We start from the raw sequence: 18029 nt of genomic DNA on the forward strand, positions 1-18029 counted from the left end.
ATATATTAAAAGCAGAATTAAAGTTCCATAACTAAAAACGATGCCGATAAAGCGGGAGGGCACTTCATTTTATTTTAATTCTGAAAGAAAATGCATTTTTTCATTTCAATTAGATTTGGGTGATTATATATGAGAATCCTTTTTATAACTTCAGGATATAAAGGAATTTATGATTGGTTTGAATCATGGATTCAAGATGAATTAATAAAAGAGCATAAAGTGTTTTTTTATTATTTTAGTCAGGGTGTAAAAGAACTGGAATCGATTTTACAGACATTTAAGCCTGAGCTGGCCTTAACATTAGTTGGGTACAAAATACCAAAAATAATGCTGGAAATCCTCAAACAATATGAAATTAAAACTTCGATATGGCTTACAGAAGATCCCTATAATATGGATCGTTCCATCGGGCTCATGAAAGATTTTGATTATTTATTTACAATTGACACCTCAGCTCTTGAATATTACAAAAAGATAGGACATAAGAAGGCTTTCCATTTGCCGCTTGCTGCAAATCCCGATGTTTTTCAACCCAAGAAGGTTGCCGAAGAATTCAAAAGTGATATTTGCTTCGTTGGCTATCCATATCCTGACCGTATACAGCTTCTCGAATTCATCTTGCAAAGAACAACTTACAAGGTAAGTGTTATAGGGTTTTGGAGCCGCTATTTACGCAGTTATTGGAAAAATAATAACTTAATAATCAATGAAGGATGGGCAGAACCTCCAACAGTCGCAAACTATTATAATGGAGCAAAAATCGTGCTTAATTCTCATCGCCCGTTAAATTTGCGTCAAAACAAGAATAAGTTGGGAATCGCAGCGAAAAGCATTAATAATCGTACATTTGATGTGGCAGCTTGCGGAGCATTTCAGCTTATAGAGTTCAGAGAGGATTTAACCAAACACTTTATTGAAAATGAAGAAATGGTAGCATTTAGGAATATTGATGATCTAATCCAGAAGATTCATTATTATATAAAAGCAGATACAGAACGAAAGGCTATTGCAAATAAAGCCAGAAACCGTGTACTAAAAGATCATACCTTTCAGCACCGTATAGAGCAAATGCTCTCTATAATTAGAAAATCTTAACGTGAACAAACAAAAATAAATTCTTATCTTTACGGCCAAAAGGAGTTGATAAAGTATGGGAAAGAAAAGCAGGCTTTTCCTGGTTTTATGCCTTCATCGTTCGGGATCTAGTGCAACAGCAGGTGTGATGCACCATTTAGGGATTCATATGGGAACTAACCTCATTGCATCTTCCCCCTATAATCGAAAGGGCCATTTTGAGAATATAGGGTTCAGAAATATCAATGATGAAATCCTTCAAACTGCCAAATCTTCATGGAATAATCCGCCCAGCAGCAAAAAAATCAAAGCTTCGAATTTTACAATTTCTAAAATGCGGACATTTCTTTCTGAAAATGTTAAACCTGTTTGGGGATTAAAAGATCCCAGGACATTATTAACTTTTGAAGTTTGGAAACCAGTCTTAGAAGAAGTGGCTGATATTACTTATGTATTTATACATCGGCCTTTTGAAGCTTCTGTCCGTTCAATGGCAAATCGGGATCGTAAGGGAATCGAAAATGCAGCACAAATATTAACTCCATATTTGAAAAGTCTCTATCATTATCGACACACCTATGGTCTTCCTGCGGAAAACATTATTGACATCCATTTTGAGGATATGTTAAAAAATCCCGAGCCGTTTGTTAGGAAGTTCAATGAAAAAATCGGAAATTCGCCAGGTTACAATCTTAAGGAAGCTGAGAAATTTTTAGATAAAGGTTTAAAAAAATTTTGATCATAAATTATGATTTTAAAGCCTTATTTTGCAGGTTAAAATTTTGTGACTCAATAAAACATTTTCAAAAAAAACACCGCTCCAAATTTCCCGGCGGTGTTTATTGTATTATGAGAACAAGCTATTCTTCCTGACGATTTCTGTAAGAAAGTGAAGCACTTCCTTTTCAAGGTCCTCCCTCTGTAATGCAAATTCAATCACAGTTTTAAGATATCCTAATTTATCGCCAATATCATAACTCTTGCCATTAAATACCTGAGCATAGACTGTTTCGTATTTAAGAAGTGCTGAAATGGCATCTGTTAACTGAATTTCATTTCCAACTCCAGGTTCTTGCTTATCCAACAGATCAAATATCTTTGGAGTAAGAATATACCTTCCGAAAATAGCCAAATTAGAAGGTGCTTGTTCTTTCGAAGGCTTTTCAATTAAACTTTGAATATTATAAACGGGTCCGTTGCCCATTCCAACATCGACAATACCGTACTTATGAACATCGTCAGCATCAACACGCTTAATCCCTATGATGGAATGATTATAGGTTTCATATAGCTCCATCATGTCCTTAAGACAGGATTTTTTTTCTTGAACAAGAGTATCTCCTAGTAAAACAGCAAAAGGTTCGTTTCCAATAAACTTTCTTGCACACCAAATTGCATGTCCTAATCCATTAGGCTCACTTTGGCGGATATAATGAATATTGGCTAACTGTGAAATCTTTTTTATTTCCTGCAGTTCCTCTAGTTTTCCTTTTTTATTTAATGTTTGTTCCAATAAAAAAGAAGAATCAAAATGATCCTCAATCGCCTTTTTCTCTTTCCCTGTTACAATTATAATGTCTCTTATTCCTGCCTCAACTGCTTCCTCAATTATATACTGGATTGTCGGCTTATCAATTATAGGCAGCATTTCTTTAGGCAAGGCCTTGGTTAATGGCAGCAGTCTGGTTCCAAGGCCAGCTGCGGGAATTACCGCCTTTCTTACTTTCACTATAGTATACACCTCCATTTGAAACAAACCTTAATTTAGATTATGGATTCATACATTCATTTGTCACGGCTTATTCACTACTTAATAATGCATTTGTGTAATGCAGGCAGTTACTATTCACCATCATTGTCCTTAATTAATGAAAGCTCTGAACTAAAGCCCTTTCCAATTTGGACAACTAACTTCAGTATGGGATGCAGAATAAAATAGCACAAAATGTATGTACTTTCTAAATACTGAACAAAACATACGTTCGTTAAAAAAGGGCTCTTTTATGTTCCTCATTTATGACAAATAAACGGTAATGTTCATATCCTATAAGGAAGTAGCATGTCTAAATGAAACTTTGTGTTTAGTATATAACCTAACTTATTTATGAAAGGAGAAGCTATGATATACGGTGACACTCAACTTAAGTCTCGGATTCCAGATAATAATCAATTGAATAAAGATCAAAATCATATAGCTTATAAAGAAACATTGGATTTTACACATTCCCTTGTCAGTAATTTAAGAGACAAAGATATATTGGCAATCAATTTCAGCGAAAATTTTAGTTCCCTGCTTTTGTCGTCAGGTGTTAAAAGTTGTCAAGCTGGATCGTTTGAAAATTTAGAATTAAAAGATCCGGACATTTTAATTGGCCAGTCCTGGGATGTAATTGTCATAAATAATGTAATTGATATAATCCCTAAATTGGAGGATGCCTTAGAAAATATCAAAAAACTTCTTAGGCCCCAAGGATATATTATATTAAACACCCCTATTGCCAGTAATACGAAAGAAACATTTTATAGTGCGTTTAGCTTTAATACAACATTTAAGGATTTTAACAAGAAAACTGCCGGCACCTTATTAAGTTTGTTCTTCAAACAAGATTTTATATGTGCAAAAGAAAAAAAGGGGTTTTTTGGATTTGTTCGAAGAAGTGATATTAAGCATTATGCACCTCCAAAAAAGAAGGCGTATATAGATAAGTATCTATCCTCTTTATCAAACCCAAACAAACACCAGGAACCTGTAAAAGAAACCGGAAAGCTGATGATTGGGTGTGTGACAGAAAACAACTCAAAATATCAGCGGCAGACTTTAAACCTTGTACAATCCATCCGCTGGTTTGGCGGGGATATTTCAAGAGCAGATATATATGTTTGTATAGTTGAAAAGGCAGATGATGATTTTCTAAAGGAGCTTAACAAATTTGGCGTATTTGTCCGAATTGTAAAACGATTCAATCAGAACCATCCTCAATCCAATAAATTAAGGTTTTTTGAACTTCCGGAAATTGACTTTTATGATACTATCATGTTTTTGGACTGTGACACTATTATTGTTCAAGACCCTCTAAGATATATAGACGGAAAAAGTTTCCAGGCTGAAATAGCAGCAGGTGCCACTGTGCCCCATGAAGTGTTTAAAGATCTTTTTAATTATTATGATTTAAAAATTCCAGATCGATCATATACAACGACTTTATCAAGAGCATCCACAATATGGTATTGCAATGCAGGTGTATTGATTTTCCCAAAAGAGATCCTGAAATCTTTTTTTCCGGTATGGCGGAATTACACGGAAGACCTTATTAAAAATAAACATCTTCTAAACAACTATTTTCAGTTCTGTGAACAGGCATCCTTGACTTTATCCTTTGTAAAAAACCCTGTCCCATTTAAGAAGCTTCCAATGAAAATGAACTTTCCCCTGGTTGGCCGCACATCGCTGGCAATCCAGCAATGTGATCCAGTCATCATTCATTATCATCACCGTTCTGATGAATCAGGACTGATTCATAATGTCACGAAAAGTCCATATGCAAAGTTAAGGATTCAAGAGTTTAACAACCTGTTAAAAAAATACAGCCACTAAATTTAGCTCTGGAAGCTCTATATCCTTTGTTATAAAAAATACTAAAACTAATAAGAGGTGAGTACTTTTGGAGAAGGTAAAAGAAATAATTATCCATACTCATATTCCAAAAACAGGGGGTATGACACTAAGGTCCATTGTAAACAAAAATTACGAGAAAGAAAAAATGTTAACGAATGTATTCCCTTCAAGTCTTCCGCAATTCAAGAAGGATATAGTAGAAAAGAAAGATATTGAATTTGTAACCGGCCACCACCCTTTTGGACTTCATATGTATACCAATAAACCCTGTGCGTATATCACAATGCTCAGGGATCCTGTTGATAGAGTAATTTCCATGTATTTTTATAACCTTCGCAAGGTAAACCATCCTCTTCATAAGAAAGTTAAAGAACTTACTTTTGAAGAGTTTATTAATGATAAGCAATTAACTCGCCGCACAGTGAATCGGCAGATTCAAAAAATAGTCGGAAATCTAAATCCAGAAGAAAATGATTTAAAGAAAGCAAAAAAAATTCTTGCTAAACATTACAAAGTGGTTGGCATTACGGAGATGTTCGATGAATCAATCTTCTTAATGAAAAAAGAACTTGGATGGCGTGATATCACCTATGAAAGGAAAAATTACACAGCTGATCGCCCGACGAAGGATCAATTTTCCGATGAAATCATTGAACAAATAAAAGAGCTTAATCACTTAGATATCCAATTATACAACTGGGCAAGGAGAAAGCTTCAGGAACGCCTGGATGCATTGGATAGCAGCACAAAGCAAGAATTAGAGGGATTTCTAAATAGAAATAATCAGTAATTGGTTTAGAATTCAATAGAATAAATTTTTAGCAAAGGAGAAGTGTTATGAAGAATGTTATACCTGCAGAAGACCGTATTCTTATATTTATGCATATTCCCAAAACAGGCGGAATGACTCTAAAAAGAATTATTAAGAGGCAGTATCCAGATATTAAAATTTTGAAGGATATTACTGATGGAAAAACATCTGAGTTTAAAAAGATCGTGAGTGAAAAAGAAATTCAATTTGTATTTGGACATTTATCATTTGGGCTGCACATGCATACCAGTAAGCCATGTACTTATGTAACAATGATGAGAGAACCTATAGATCGTGTAATTTCAATGTACTATTATGTAATTGGCAAAAAAGATCATCCTTTACACGATATTGTCAAGGATCTATTGATTGAAGAGTTTATTGATCATCCAGATTTAAAAGTTCACACAAACAACATGCAAACCAAAAGGGTCCTCGGCAAAAATTCTTTAAGTCCTTCAGATCTAAAACAAGCAAAGCAAAATCTCGAAGAACATTTCTCAGTGATTGGCATAACCGAAATGTTTGATGATTCTGTTGCACTAATGAAACAAAAGTTCAACTGGAATGATATTTCTTATGTGAGAAAAAACCAAACAAAAAAAAGGTTAAGCAAGGAAGAAATTGATCCTATTATTATAAACAAAATTAAAGCCAATAATGAATTGGATATTCAATTATATAATTGGGCGAAAAATAGGCTGGTGCAAGAATTAAATTCTATAAATGCAAGTCAGTAATAGCAGAAAGATTTTTATTTTTAATTATATAGACTGATCCTTTAAGTGGATGAACCCAGTGTCTGAATCACTATGTTTATCCACATTTTTTATATTAGTGCTTCTGTTCTCACTGAAATTTATTATTAGCAGATATTACTATACTAGAAATAACTTCTGCTTATAATGCTAACAAACTTTTAAAAAAATCCGTTTTTTTAAACCCTCCTCTCCTTACACTATATTACTCTCCATTATGATGATAAAGTAAAATTTCTTCCTTCGTTTCCAGATCCATAAGTATCTAATACCTTCAGGTTATGTCCCTAAAATCCCACTTAGCACTTTTTTCACTTTCAATTCCTTACTTTTCTAAAAAAGAGTCACCATCGTCAGGGGGAAACAGATTTTCCTGGAAATATTAAAAAACCTCTGTCAAAACAGAGGTGAAATCGCAAAGATTAAATTTATTAATTTTATATATCCCCTTATTCTCCTAAGCTCCTATAAAGCTGATCCTTATACGTATCGAATAAGTTATCTTCTGGAAAAATAAAATTAAGATTTTCACCTTTTTCCAGCACGAAATTATACAAACTGTTAAGTTCCTCTTTATTCAACCTTTTACTCCATAACTCATTGCGATTTGGATTTATTTCTTTTAATAAGGACATCGGAAGAACTGCAGGTAAACCAAGGAATTCAAGGCAGTTTGCGTAGATTTTCTCCGGTTGGGCAACTAATTCCTCCTCTTTTATTAAAAATATCCGGTCCGATGGGATGGACTTGGAGAAATTGGAAATCGCTTGGTTTGTTTCATACCAGTATTCTGCTATATATTTTATATCTCCACCAGGAAAACAACGCTCTGGATCTGCATGAATGGGGATACCGTTAAAAAAGCATTCCCAACATCGTACAGTTTCAGGATTTATTTTTTTCGGCCAATAATGGATCACATCTCTGTTTAGGATTCTTTTCAGGCTCGCTGTTACACTAGGCATATCACGGTATATCCAAATGAATTTTGCATCTGGAAATAATTCGTTGACAAATGGCAATTTGTTTCCCAAATGAGGATTTTTATTGAGAAATAAAGAATTATTAATTTTCTTATTTTCCTTATTTTTCCTCATTTCTTTTAGAAAAGCTCGTGCAAGTTTTTCCCGCTGCCCTGGTTTGACGTCCTTTTCGGTTAAATGTGGACATTTGTAATCGAAGGTCTTTGGTGCTGCCATAGGGACTCCTGCTTCCCTTGACCAAACCCTTCTTAACTCAAAAGGACAATGGATAATATTAGGATGCGATCCCAACAATCCAGCAAACATCGTAGTGCCGCTTCGCATACACCCTACAAGAAAAACAGGATTTTTAAATTTGTTTAAAGTCATGCTTGTTCCTCCCTTTTGTCATATTTAACCAGTCGGTCATTAAATTGCTTTACTCTATTTTTTGCCGATAAACTGGACGTTTTATCGATAATGAGTCCACCTTCATCAATCCTGTTATGGTAGTGAATAATAACAGGATCACAGTCTTTTATTTTAGGAAGCTTGCTTTCAAAAAGATGAAAATTCATTTCCAGCGGTAGTTTTCTAAACGGGATAGGGTGGTCTGCATAAGCTAATGTTAGAGAGGCCTGCTCACAAAAATTAAAATACTTTCCAAGCAGTTGTTTATTATCTATAAGGTTAAGTGTGTATTCCTTCCATATGGGATAAAATGTTTGAAGGATTTTCTTAGGGAAAATTAATACCCCAGCATTGCAATATATCATTGTTTTTGTATTTGTAACTGTTGTTTTGTATTCGAGAGGCAGCAGATTCAATCCGAAGTGAGAAAATAGATTCTTAAAAATATAATGAGGGACAGTAGGACCTGCGGCAATTTCAGCCTGAAAGCACTTCCCATCGATAAATGGAGAAGGATCCTGGACGACCACCGTATCACAATCCAGCAGCAAAATGGTGTCATAGAGCTCTATTTCAGCAAGTTCAAACAGTCTTAATTTATTTGATTGAGGATGATCCTTACTGAACCGTTTTACAATACGTACAAAAGCTCCCAGATTATTTAGTTCCTCTACAAATTTCGGCTCTGCCTCATCTACTATGCATACAAAAATATCAGCGCCTGAAATGCCTCCGCCAAACCAGCGAATAGATTGTACTAATCTTAAAGTCTGATCTCTATATTTCTTGGTATTCTCTGTAACACATCCGATTAAGAGACGACCAGGACCGGTAACAGCCTCTTCTGATTCCTCATCTTCATAGGAGTCTGTTAGCTCAAAACCTTTTTCGTTTAATATTTGTTTATAACTGTTCATGTAAATTTTCTGCAGGGACTTATCGAAAAATGGAAGATCCTTTTTTTTAACTAGTCCGAAACAATTATCCTTGTAACTAGCTAGAATAAATCCATGCTTCAGACATAATCTTAAAATGGTATCAAACGTTTGTTTGTGATGCCTTTTATCTATTATATTGTGCGTCGAATCGTATTCATTGGCAGCATTCGGATTTTCATATAAAAAAGTCTTTAATACGATATAGCCACCTGGACTTAATGCTTTTTTAATTTTTTCCCAAGTGATTTCCATGTCCAAAACTGGAGTACATTCGATTATATGGTTGAGAAATATCACTTCATATGGTTTGCATTCGTTAAGGTTTTCCGGTTCGCAGCATTCATAATTCATCATTAAAGTTTTAAAGCCATTATTTGAAGCTTCCCGACCATTTTTGCTATTATCCAATCCAGTATATTTATCCGCATGCCTTTCATCGTTATATCTAATCTCAAGTATATATTTACTTTTCAGGTCTGTAATAAAGGAATTCATAAAAGTATATAAGGCATGATAGGAATCAAGGAGGTCTTGCTCATCGAGGTTAACACCATCTATTCCAACCAAATCCTTCATCGAATTCATAAGATGAAACACTTCCATATCTAACTCCCCTCTTATGGAAACAGTTAATTTCACAAATTCCATTCCTCCTTTTAGAATATGTCATAAAACATTTATGGGGACTGGGTTATAGCTGATTATTGTCTTTAATATCCTGTCCTAACAAGATATCATCCCGGGATGTGGGTAATTATAAGTGTCAAACGTCTATTAAAAACATAAGTATATAAAAAGCTAAATGGAGCATTTTCAGATTTTGGAAATGAGGAGTGATCAAAGTGATCTTTTGTACTATTGCACAGCCTGAACAATTGGCTCCAGCATTAATATTAGCTAAATCAATTAAAAAGCATCATCCCAATGCGATTATGGCTTTATGTTTAACCAGCAAAAACGTTCCAGATGCAGCAAAGAATTCTCCGTATATTGATCATATTATTTCTGGAAAAGATTTAGGGAAGGGTTTTTATAAAGAGCTAAAGAAAAAGTTCTCAGCTGCAGATCATTCACGAGCATTAAAGGCACCTTTTCTTAACTATCTCTTCAACTCCTTTCCTAATGAAGATATTTATATCTATCTTGATTGTTTTACTAAGGTTTTTGGTACCTTCAATGAACTTTTTACAATACTAGATGAACATTGCATCATTTATTCACCTTACTGCCTCCAACCACCATCTGAAGATCATGTTTTGAATGAGTTTGATCTTCTTAAAAACGGTAATGTTAATGGAGGATTTCTTGCTTTTAGAAGATCGGAAGAATCAACAAAATTTTTAAAACGGTTCCTTCATCTTATCAAGAATGATGTAAAGCAAAACGAACGGAAATCGATTAAAGGTTTGTTCATTGACGAGAAATGGCTGTGTTTAATGATTGGCCTTTTTGATATCTATTTCTTTAAGGATCCCTCCTATCATCTAGCTGTTTGGAATTTACATGAAAAACAGCGAAAAATCGAAAAAACTGATGAACCTGGCTGGCGAATAAACGGACAACGAATAAAATCTATGTGTTTTGCTGATGTTCAAGGATCTTTAGATTGGTCACATAGTGAAAAGGCTATAAATTTAATTCAGGAACGGTACAAAAAACAACTAAAATCAGTAAAAGACAAAACCTTATAAATATGAAGCATCAATGTTGGGAGGGAAAATTCCACAATGATCTTTGCGACCGTATCCACTTTAAATTACTTGTACAAAGCAGAGATATTGGCAAAATCAATAAAGGAACAGCATCCTAAAGCAAGAGTAATTGTGTGTTTAATAGAAAAAGAAATACATCCTGATGTAAAAAAGGTTCAATATTTTGATGGAATAATACTAGCCAAGGATTTAGGAATTGATGATTTTAATCGGTATATATTTAAATATGATGCAGCCGAGGCGGCATGGGCACTTAAGAGTCAGATTTTAAAATATTTGCTTAAAAATGAGAAAGACCATAGCGAATTTGTTTATCTTGATTCAGATATTAGGCTCTATAGTCCTTTCGTAGAAATAGAGTCTATATTAAAAAACAATCCAATTGTATTGACACCACATGATATAGAGAACGGGCCCAGCCGAGTTTATTTATTGAATGGAATTTTCAATGCGGGATTTGTGGGTATAACCAGGAGCAAGGAGGCGAAAAAGTTTATTAGATGGTGGGCAAAAAAAGTCACACATTATTGTTATAGGGATCGGAACCTTTCCCTGTATGATGATCAAGGATGGTTAAAGCTTGTACCCACTTACTTTAAAACGTATATATTAAGACATCCAGGCTATAATATTGCTTTTTGGAATTTTCATGAGAGAAATTTGAAGTTATCAATTAACAATGAATATACGGTTAATGATATCTACCCTCTTCGTTTTTTTCATCACTCTCAGCACCTTACTTATCTTAAGGACTCTGTGGAAAAAGCAAATAACCAAATTCTTCAACACATCTATTTTCAATACACCGAAGAATTAAAGCAGGCTACGCTTCTCCCTCTTTCAAATGAACCATGGAGCTATGATTTTTTTAATGATGGCAGCCAAATAGAAAAAATATCCAGAAGAAATTTTTTAAAAAGTCCTCATTTACAAAAACAACACAACCCATTCACTTTAACTAATAATAAGCTAACTATAAAACAGTGAAAATTAACTATTTATAAAAGAATTTTATGGAATCCAAAAGGATAGACCTAGTTTTAGAGGAGTAGATAAACTGTGATTTTTGTTAGTGTATCAACTATAAATTATTTACACAGAACAGAAGTAATGGCTAAATCAATAAAGGAATTCCATCCTGATTCAAAAGTAATAATCTGTTTACTTGAGAAAGATCTACATCCTATAGCCATGAATATACAGTATACTGATGAAATTATTCTCGCTAAAAATTTAGGAATTCCAAATGTTGATCAATATATTTTTAAATATACAATTTCAGAAGCCTCGTGTGCATTTAAAAGTGAAATATTAAAGTATGTTTATAAAAAAGAACCACATGAACAATATTTCATTTACCTCGATTCTGATACAAGGCTCTACAGTCCTATAAGTGAAGTCCAAGCTCTTTTGTACGACTTTCCAATTGTATTAACTCCACACTGCATAAAAAAGCCAAAGGAAGAGTATTTAAAATTCGGAATTTTTAATGCGGGCTTTCTTGGAATCAAAAGGACAGAAGAAGCGGAACAATTTATCAAATGGTGGGCTGAAAAAGTTAAATGGAATTGCTATATTGATTGGGATCGATTTCTGTTTGTTGATCAAGGATGGTTAAATTTGGTTCCAACTTATTTTAATGCATTCATCTTAAGACACCCTGGATACAATGTTGCGTTTTGGAACTTCCACGAGCGGAAAATAGAACTCGATAGTAAAAAGCAATACACAATTAATAATCAGCCTCTTCGTTTTTTCCACCATTCTCAACTGCTCAATTCACTTAAGGAGGGTGTGGAAAATTCTAAAAATGAAGTACTTAAAAACTTATATGACGAATACATTGCAGAATTAAAGCAATCCCGAGTATATCACCTTTCAAATAATCCATGGAGCTACGATTTTTTTGATAATGGTGAACAAATCAAAAATAAGTCGCGCAAAGAATTTCAAAACAACGAATGTTTAAGACTATTTTCGTCAAATCCATTTAATTTAATGAATGATCATTTCAGGAAAAAATGCTAGCCTCAAGCAAGCTGTCTATAGAAAAGCAAATAAATACTAATAATCAATGACTAAAAGAAAGGAGTAATTTTGGTGTATTCAAAAGAATTTTTTAACAAATACGAAAAAGAGTCACGAAAATCTGCCGAGCAAATTGTTCCTATTGTAATGGATCTGATAAACCCGTTATCTGTAGTTGATATTGGATGTGGGGTTGGAAATTGGTTATCTGTTTTCAGAAAAAATGGGGTTGAGGAGATTTTGGGAATTGACGGTGATTATGTCGATAGCAGCCAATTAAAGATTCCTGAAAGCCATTTTTATCCCTTTAACTTAGAAAATCCGATTAAAATAGATAAAAAATTTGATCTAGTTATTTCTTTAGAGGTTGCAGAGCATTTGCCAAGTACATGTGCGGATACCTTTGTAGAATCTCTGGTAAATTTGGGACCGATCATATTATTTTCTGCCGCAGTCCCAAATCAGGGAGGGGTAAACCATGTGAATGAACAATGGCCGCAATATTGGGTAGATCGCTTTAAGAGCCACGGCTATAACGTAATTGATTGCATTAGATATAAAATTTGGGATAATCGAGATGTTGGCGGCTGTTATACTCAAAATACACTTATATTTATAAAACAAGATGTTTTAAAAGATTATCCTAAACTGTTAAAAGAACAAATAGATACAAGCCATTCTATGCTCTCAATTATACATCCCGTCATGTATGAATGGAAAGTAATTCAAATGAACATATTAGAAAATAAAATTAAAAAACTCCAAAAACGGTTAGACAAAAAAAAATTTAAGAAGAAGAATAACAAAAAAAAATAATGTCCTCCTAAAAAACTGATCCAATCCTTCTGCTCAAGCCAAACAAGCAAAACTATTTTTCCGCCTGACAGTTATCGATAACGATCACAAGACTTCTTAATTACGCAATTCACAGTAATTTAAAAAAGCGTACACTATTTGTACGCTTTTACTATGCTAAATTGTAAAATGTTTCTTAACGTTCGTTCTTTAACATTGCGAAATTCTTTGCCAATTCTTCACTATTTCCTAGAAAGTTAAGAAAGGCATCCACTTCATTTTTTTTCGTATATTTAAGGTTAATGGACTTACAGAAAGATAAATCAACAGGTTTATGAACAAATGTAACATCAGTTAACTCTTTTCTTAAAGGGTAATCTTTCGTTAATTGAATTAAGTCTTCCTCTGATCTGCATCTCCCCTCTTTAATGGCTTGAACGAACCTCTTTAAATATAATGCAACCCCTTCTTGTCTTGCTATTGTATTGATCCAAGCTACAAGCATCTTCGATTTGAATTGTTCTAAAGATCGAATTGGAAAATGAGCCAGTTTTAATTCTTTCAATGTATTTATCTTTAGTTTTCTTTTTCCGCGTTTTAACAAGAATTTGTGATTACCTCCAGAAAGAGTACCAGAAAATTTTTCTGCAATGATTGATGGGACAACTACTTTTTTATTAGTCTTATGATGATCTGCTCTAGCATAAGTAATCCTTTTTGGAATAAAAAGCTCGTTTTTGTTTTCTTCTCCAGTAAGAACATACGTTCTCCAATTGATATAGTGCAACTGATTTAAATCAATCTTATTCAGAATGTCACGAGGATGTTCAAGATGATTAGTTGATACCAGAAACTCATCTGCATCAAGAGGGAGAATGATATCGGGATGATACTGTTGAAATGAGCTGTACATTAATTGTGTTGTCTTTTTGCTCTGAGTGAATTCAGGATCTTTGTCATTGAAAATAAAGATTGGAAGCCCTTCCTCCCTTAACTTCTTAAGGATTTCAGGAGTTCTGTCAGAACTCATATTATCCAAAAAAATCATTCCATCGAGAATATGTTGATGATACCTTACGAAGGACTCAATAATATCCGCCTCATTTTTTACCATACTGATGGAGAAGATTTTCCTCCCTTCATATTTTCCCATTATTATTCACTCCTTTTACTCTTAGTTAGTTGAAAGGGTTCATAATAACTATATGTTTTCTTATGTGATTAGTGTCTGGAGAAAAAGCAAATCAAAGTACTTTACTCCTTTTCTGAAAATTATGATGTTCCCTGAAAAGATGATTTCTTTTTCGTTTTTTTGCTATATAACAACTGACTCTTTTCTTAGACCGTTGCTATAATTTTCTGGTAAATATTTAAGTTTACATAAATTCCCAACAAAAAAAGTCACAGATAAATTCTAATCAAATAGATGGGTATCTAGGTTTTAATTTTTGCAATAAACTTTGACCACTGGGTTAATGCTTGTTTTCTGTCTATACGGTTCCATTCATTTACTCTGCTCATAAACTGATATTATGATATTTACTACTGGAAAGGAGACCTTGGATGAACACCCCAAATGAGCCTCATGAAATAACATATGGATTCCTAAATGATCTCGTAATCTTAAAAATTAAAAAAGATATTCCCGGCAAAAACATTTCACTTCAGGGAGCAATTTTCTCATGACATGGGAAATAGGTTTTGTATTAACAGCCATATTATGTATGCTCGGCTGTTTAATTTTTGAGTTAGAGAGACCAGAAGTAATTGTTTTCATTACGTTAGTTATTTTTTTATTAACTGACATTGTTTCTGTAAAGGAAGCCTTAAACGGTTTTTCTAATGAAGGCATGTTAACTGTCGCCTTGCTCTTCATAATATCAGGTGCCATTCAGAAGAGTGACTTGGTGAAAATCTCTCTTTTTAAACTTTTAAATACCAGAGACAATGAGAAAATCAATTTATTGAAAATCGTCTTTCCTGTTTCTGCTTTATCGGCATTTTTGAATAACACACCAATAGTCACAACATTGACACCAATTATACGGAAATGGTGTGAAAAAAATCAGCTTTCTCCATCTAAGTTGCTGATTCCATTGTCGTATGCAACCATTCTTGGGGGAACAATCACTATTATTGGAACATCAACGAATTTGGTAGTCCACGGACTTCTTTTAGATTACAACCTTCCTGGTTTTTCTTTTTTTCAATTGGGAATAGTAGGGATTCCGATCACACTATTAGGTATCCTATACCTGTATACAGTTGGGTATCATTTACTCCCTAGTAATAAGGCGATGACCAACGTTGAAGAAATAAGTAAAGAATATATCGGGGAAGTTAAAATTACTGAAGAGTTTGAACATATTAATAAAACAATAAAGGATGCCAAATTAAGAAAACTGGCTGGACTTTACCTGTTGGGCATTATTCGTGATAATGAGATGATTACACCTGTTACAAGTTCTACCATAATAATTGCAAACGATCGTCTTATTTTTACGGGGTTAATCTCAACAGTTGCAGAATTACAGTCCATAAAGGGGGTTCATCTTGTAACAAATACAGGCCCATTGCTGGAAGGATTAAGGTCTGGAAAATCTAATCTTGTTGAAGCCGTAGTTTCCCATCATTCTTCTCTTTTGCATAAAAAAATAAATGAAACACAATTTCGCGGGAAATTTGATGCTGCCGTAATAGCAGTTCACCGAAAAAATGAGAAAATCAACAGTAAAATCGGAGAAATTATTTTAAAGCCAGGGGATACACTATTAATGGTTACGGGTCCGGATTTTCAAGATAGAAATCAGTTTCATGATTTTTATGTTGTGAACACAGTAAATGATGAAATCCTTCCTGCAACCATTTCTCGCCGTAAAGGTTGGTTTACCATATCAATAATGATTATTCTAATTTCTTTAGTTGCCTTTAATCTTACATCAATGTTAAAAGCAGCAGCGTTTGCTGCCGTTGCTCTTTTTATCTTCCGTATTATTACTCCTGAGGAAGCAAAAAGGTATATTAAATTTGACGTTTTGCTGATTATTGCCTCTTCATTTGGTGTTGGGACAGCGTTAATAAATTCGGGAAGCGCGGAGTGGATTGCTAATAACATATTAATACTAGCACAACCATTAGGAGTATTTTTTCTGCTGATCGTTCTTTATTTCATTACCAATCTCTTTACTGAAATTATTACAAATAATGCAGCAGCTGCCATGATGCTCCCTATTGCTATTGAAATTTCATCCCAAATTTCTGTCAATCCTATAGCACTAGCCGTGATTGTTGCGATTTCTGCTTCTGCAGGTTTCTCAACTCCAATAGGTTATCAGACAAATATGATTGTATACGGCCCTGGCGGATATTCCTTTAAAGATTATTTAAAGGTTGGTATTCCGCTAAATATAATTGTTATGGTAACAACGGTCATAATTGTCTATTTTGTTTGGATTAAGTAATTATGAGGATACAAAACGCCTTTATTATTATCGCTAATCATTACTTCAAATGTATAGCCGTGGATAAAGAAAAATGACAGAGAAGTCAACATAAATAACATTTTGCTGCCTATAATAGAAAAACCCCCGGTTGTCTTTCATAAAAATCAATCCGGGGGTTTTTATCGGTTTTCAGTCTCCCAATTAAATGCAATCTTAGAATCATTCCAAGGGATTCGCTTTTCATCTGGATCATGGATATTATAGGATTCAGTTGTGAAATAAATAATCTGGGCAGGTTTTTGGCCAAGTACTCTATACCCATGGGCGACACCTCTTGGGATTAAAAGCATCATAGGATTTTCTTCTCCCATATAATAAACATCAGTCGCTCCTTTAGTAGGTGAACTTTCTCTTAAGTCATATAATACGACTTGTGCATTGCCTGAGGGAAAGAACCATAAATCATCTTGTTTTTCATGATAATGAAATGCTTTTATTACACCCGGATAACTCATGGACCAGGATGCCTGGCCAAATCTGCATAATAAGTCAGGTTCATCATCACGGATAAGCTCTGCAAAGAAGCCCCGGTCGTCACAATGTTTTACCAGTTTTTTCACCTTCACTCCATCTATCATTGGCTAAGCTCCTTCCGCATAAATTCATTTAAAGCCTCTTTCCAATGCCTGAGAGGCTTAATCCCCTGTTTAAGCAGAGCGTTTTGTTCCATTACGGAATATGGCGGTCTTGGACAAATGGAACCATATTCTTTAGTCGTGACAGGTTTAACTAATCGGCTATCGTAACCGGCTTCTTCAAAAATTGTTTGGGCAAACGTATACCAAGAGCAAAAACCCGAATTGCTAACATGATAAATGCCATTTTCTTTCTCCAATAACTGTATTATCGCGTCGGCGAGATCACTAACATAAGTAGGACAGCCTATTTGATCATTTACGACCTTAACTTCTTTGCATTTCTTAGCTAATTGAAGCATTGTTTTGACAAAATTGGCTCCATCATGTCCATAGAGCCAAGATGTACGGATAATTGACACATTATTAAACAGCAGTACTAACCTTTCACCAAGTAACTTGCTCATACCATAAATAGATAGCGGATTTGGTTTATCCTCCTCTGTATATGGGGATTGTTTTTTTCCATCAAATACATAGTCAGTACTAATATAAAACATGCGTGCATCAACTTTATCAGCTGCTTGTGCTACAATGCCGACACCTAGAGCATTTACTTCAAATGCTTTTTTTCGCTCAATTTCACATTTTTCAACCGAAGTATATGCAGCAGTATGAATTATATATTGGGGTTTATGATGCAATATAACGCTCTCAACCTGTTCCTGTTTTGTAATATCTAATTCTCTTTTTCCTAAACTAATTAAAGAATGAGAATGGCATAATTTTCTAACCAACTCATTGCCCAATTGGCTATAAGCTCCAGTTATTAAAATTTTCGCCATC

At 34.1% G+C, this 18029-nt stretch carries 16 protein-coding genes; 10 read left to right on the forward strand and 6 right to left on the reverse strand.

What is annotated here, in order from left to right:
* The first annotated feature begins 129 nt into the window (after positions 1-129).
* Positions 130-1095 carry a CgeB family protein gene (locus tag IRB79_RS14260; protein ID WP_243503133.1) on the forward strand — a complete coding sequence of 322 codons (966 nt, stop codon included), beginning with the start codon at positions 130-132 and terminating at the stop codon, positions 1093-1095.
* 55 nt (positions 1096-1150) lie between these two features.
* On the forward strand, positions 1151-1813 hold the full coding sequence (locus tag IRB79_RS14265) for a sulfotransferase (protein ID WP_243503134.1): 663 nt from the start codon (positions 1151-1153) through the stop codon (positions 1811-1813).
* A 108-nt stretch (positions 1814-1921) separates the two neighbouring features.
* Here IRB79_RS14265 and galU read toward each other — a convergent pair whose 3' ends face one another.
* Complete coding sequence (gene galU, locus IRB79_RS14270; RefSeq protein ID WP_279401022.1) at positions 1922-2803, reverse strand: UTP--glucose-1-phosphate uridylyltransferase GalU; 882 nt, start codon at positions 2801-2803, stop codon at positions 1922-1924.
* A 390-nt stretch (positions 2804-3193) separates the two neighbouring features.
* Here galU and IRB79_RS14275 point away from each other — a divergent pair, with 390 nt between their 5' ends.
* From IRB79_RS14275 to IRB79_RS14285, 3 genes are all read left to right on the forward strand, one after another.
* Positions 3194-4669 carry a methyltransferase gene (locus IRB79_RS14275; RefSeq protein WP_243503135.1) on the forward strand — a complete coding sequence of 492 codons (1476 nt, stop codon included), beginning with the start codon at positions 3194-3196 and terminating at the stop codon, positions 4667-4669.
* Positions 4670-4736: 67 nt separating this feature from the next.
* Positions 4737-5480 (forward strand): sulfotransferase family 2 domain-containing protein, encoded by a 744-nt coding sequence (locus tag IRB79_RS14280; protein WP_243503136.1) that lies wholly within the window; start codon positions 4737-4739, stop codon positions 5478-5480.
* Positions 5481-5527: 47 nt separating this feature from the next.
* Complete coding sequence (locus tag IRB79_RS14285) at positions 5528-6241, forward strand: sulfotransferase family 2 domain-containing protein (protein ID WP_243503137.1); 714 nt, start codon at positions 5528-5530, stop codon at positions 6239-6241.
* Positions 6242-6708: 467 nt separating this feature from the next.
* On the opposite strand, the gene IRB79_RS14290 is transcribed toward IRB79_RS14285, so the two are convergent.
* Both IRB79_RS14290 and IRB79_RS14295 read right to left on the reverse strand, forming a co-directional pair.
* The gene (locus IRB79_RS14290; RefSeq protein WP_243503138.1) at positions 6709-7611 is read right to left on the reverse strand and encodes a sulfotransferase family protein; all 903 of its coding nucleotides are present in this window, start codon (positions 7609-7611) and stop codon (positions 6709-6711) included.
* Entirely contained in the window at positions 7608-9218 is a 1611-nt protein-coding gene (locus IRB79_RS14295; protein WP_243503139.1) for a hypothetical protein, read from the reverse strand. The genes IRB79_RS14290 and IRB79_RS14295 overlap by 4 nt, the downstream gene beginning before the upstream one ends.
* 194 nt (positions 9219-9412) lie before the next feature.
* On the opposite strand from IRB79_RS14295, the gene IRB79_RS14300 reads away from it, so the two are divergent.
* The 4 genes from IRB79_RS14300 to IRB79_RS14315 all read left to right on the forward strand — a co-directional run bounded on the left by IRB79_RS14300 (position 9413) and on the right by IRB79_RS14315 (position 13126).
* On the forward strand, positions 9413-10261 hold the full coding sequence (locus IRB79_RS14300; protein ID WP_243503140.1) for a hypothetical protein: 849 nt from the start codon (positions 9413-9415) through the stop codon (positions 10259-10261).
* 36 nt (positions 10262-10297) lie between these two features.
* Positions 10298-11269 carry a hypothetical protein gene (locus IRB79_RS14305; protein ID WP_243503141.1) on the forward strand — a complete coding sequence of 324 codons (972 nt, stop codon included), beginning with the start codon at positions 10298-10300 and terminating at the stop codon, positions 11267-11269.
* Between the two features lie 72 nt (positions 11270-11341).
* Positions 11342-12310, forward strand: coding sequence for a hypothetical protein (locus IRB79_RS14310; RefSeq protein WP_243503142.1), 969 nt, complete (start codon positions 11342-11344; stop codon positions 12308-12310).
* A gap of 72 nt (positions 12311-12382) precedes the next feature.
* On the forward strand, positions 12383-13126 hold the full coding sequence (locus IRB79_RS14315) for a methyltransferase domain-containing protein (protein ID WP_243503143.1): 744 nt from the start codon (positions 12383-12385) through the stop codon (positions 13124-13126).
* Positions 13127-13301: 175 nt separating this feature from the next.
* On the opposite strand, the gene IRB79_RS14320 is transcribed toward IRB79_RS14315, so the two are convergent.
* Positions 13302-14258 carry a glycosyltransferase family 2 protein gene (locus tag IRB79_RS14320; RefSeq protein ID WP_243503144.1) on the reverse strand — a complete coding sequence of 319 codons (957 nt, stop codon included), beginning with the start codon at positions 14256-14258 and terminating at the stop codon, positions 13302-13304.
* Positions 14259-14787: 529 nt separating this feature from the next.
* Here IRB79_RS14320 and IRB79_RS14325 point away from each other — a divergent pair.
* Positions 14788-16566, forward strand: coding sequence for an SLC13 family permease (locus tag IRB79_RS14325; RefSeq protein ID WP_243503145.1), 1779 nt, complete (start codon positions 14788-14790; stop codon positions 16564-16566).
* A 161-nt stretch (positions 16567-16727) separates the two neighbouring features.
* On the opposite strand, the gene IRB79_RS14330 is transcribed toward IRB79_RS14325, so the two are convergent.
* Complete coding sequence (locus IRB79_RS14330) at positions 16728-17186, reverse strand: dTDP-4-dehydrorhamnose 3,5-epimerase family protein (protein ID WP_243503146.1); 459 nt, start codon at positions 17184-17186, stop codon at positions 16728-16730.
* Complete coding sequence (rfbD, locus tag IRB79_RS14335) at positions 17183-18028, reverse strand: dTDP-4-dehydrorhamnose reductase (protein WP_243503147.1); 846 nt, start codon at positions 18026-18028, stop codon at positions 17183-17185. The genes IRB79_RS14330 and rfbD overlap by 4 nt, the downstream gene beginning before the upstream one ends.
* Position 18029: the final 1 nt, after the last annotated feature.

The sequence above is a fragment of the Cytobacillus oceanisediminis genome (assembly GCF_022811925.1).
GTDB lineage: Bacteria > Bacillota > Bacilli > Bacillales > Cytobacillaceae > Cytobacillus > Cytobacillus oceanisediminis_D.

Bases quoted from the DNA above. Each gene is read 5' to 3' on its own strand.
- IRB79_RS14305 (WP_243503141.1), top strand. From the start codon at position 10,298: ATGATCTTTGCGACCGTATCCACTTTAAATTACTTGTACAAAGCAGAG.
- IRB79_RS14295 (WP_243503139.1), bottom strand. From the start codon at position 9,218: ATGGAATTTGTGAAATTAACTGTTTCCATAAGAGGGGAGTTAGATATG.
- IRB79_RS14320 (WP_243503144.1), bottom strand. From the start codon at position 14,258: ATGGGAAAATATGAAGGGAGGAAAATCTTCTCCATCAGTATGGTAAAA.
- IRB79_RS14330 (WP_243503146.1), bottom strand. From the start codon at position 17,186: ATGATAGATGGAGTGAAGGTGAAAAAACTGGTAAAACATTGTGACGAC.
- IRB79_RS14290 (WP_243503138.1), bottom strand. From the start codon at position 7,611: ATGACTTTAAACAAATTTAAAAATCCTGTTTTTCTTGTAGGGTGTATG.
- IRB79_RS14260 (WP_243503133.1), top strand. From the start codon at position 130: ATGAGAATCCTTTTTATAACTTCAGGATATAAAGGAATTTATGATTGG.
- IRB79_RS14285 (WP_243503137.1), top strand. From the start codon at position 5,528: ATGAAGAATGTTATACCTGCAGAAGACCGTATTCTTATATTTATGCAT.
- rfbD (WP_243503147.1), bottom strand. From the start codon at position 18,028: ATGGCGAAAATTTTAATAACTGGAGCTTATAGCCAATTGGGCAATGAG.
- IRB79_RS14325 (WP_243503145.1), top strand. From the start codon at position 14,788: ATGACATGGGAAATAGGTTTTGTATTAACAGCCATATTATGTATGCTC.
- IRB79_RS14275 (WP_243503135.1), top strand. From the start codon at position 3,194: ATGATATACGGTGACACTCAACTTAAGTCTCGGATTCCAGATAATAAT.
- IRB79_RS14265 (WP_243503134.1), top strand. From the start codon at position 1,151: ATGGGAAAGAAAAGCAGGCTTTTCCTGGTTTTATGCCTTCATCGTTCG.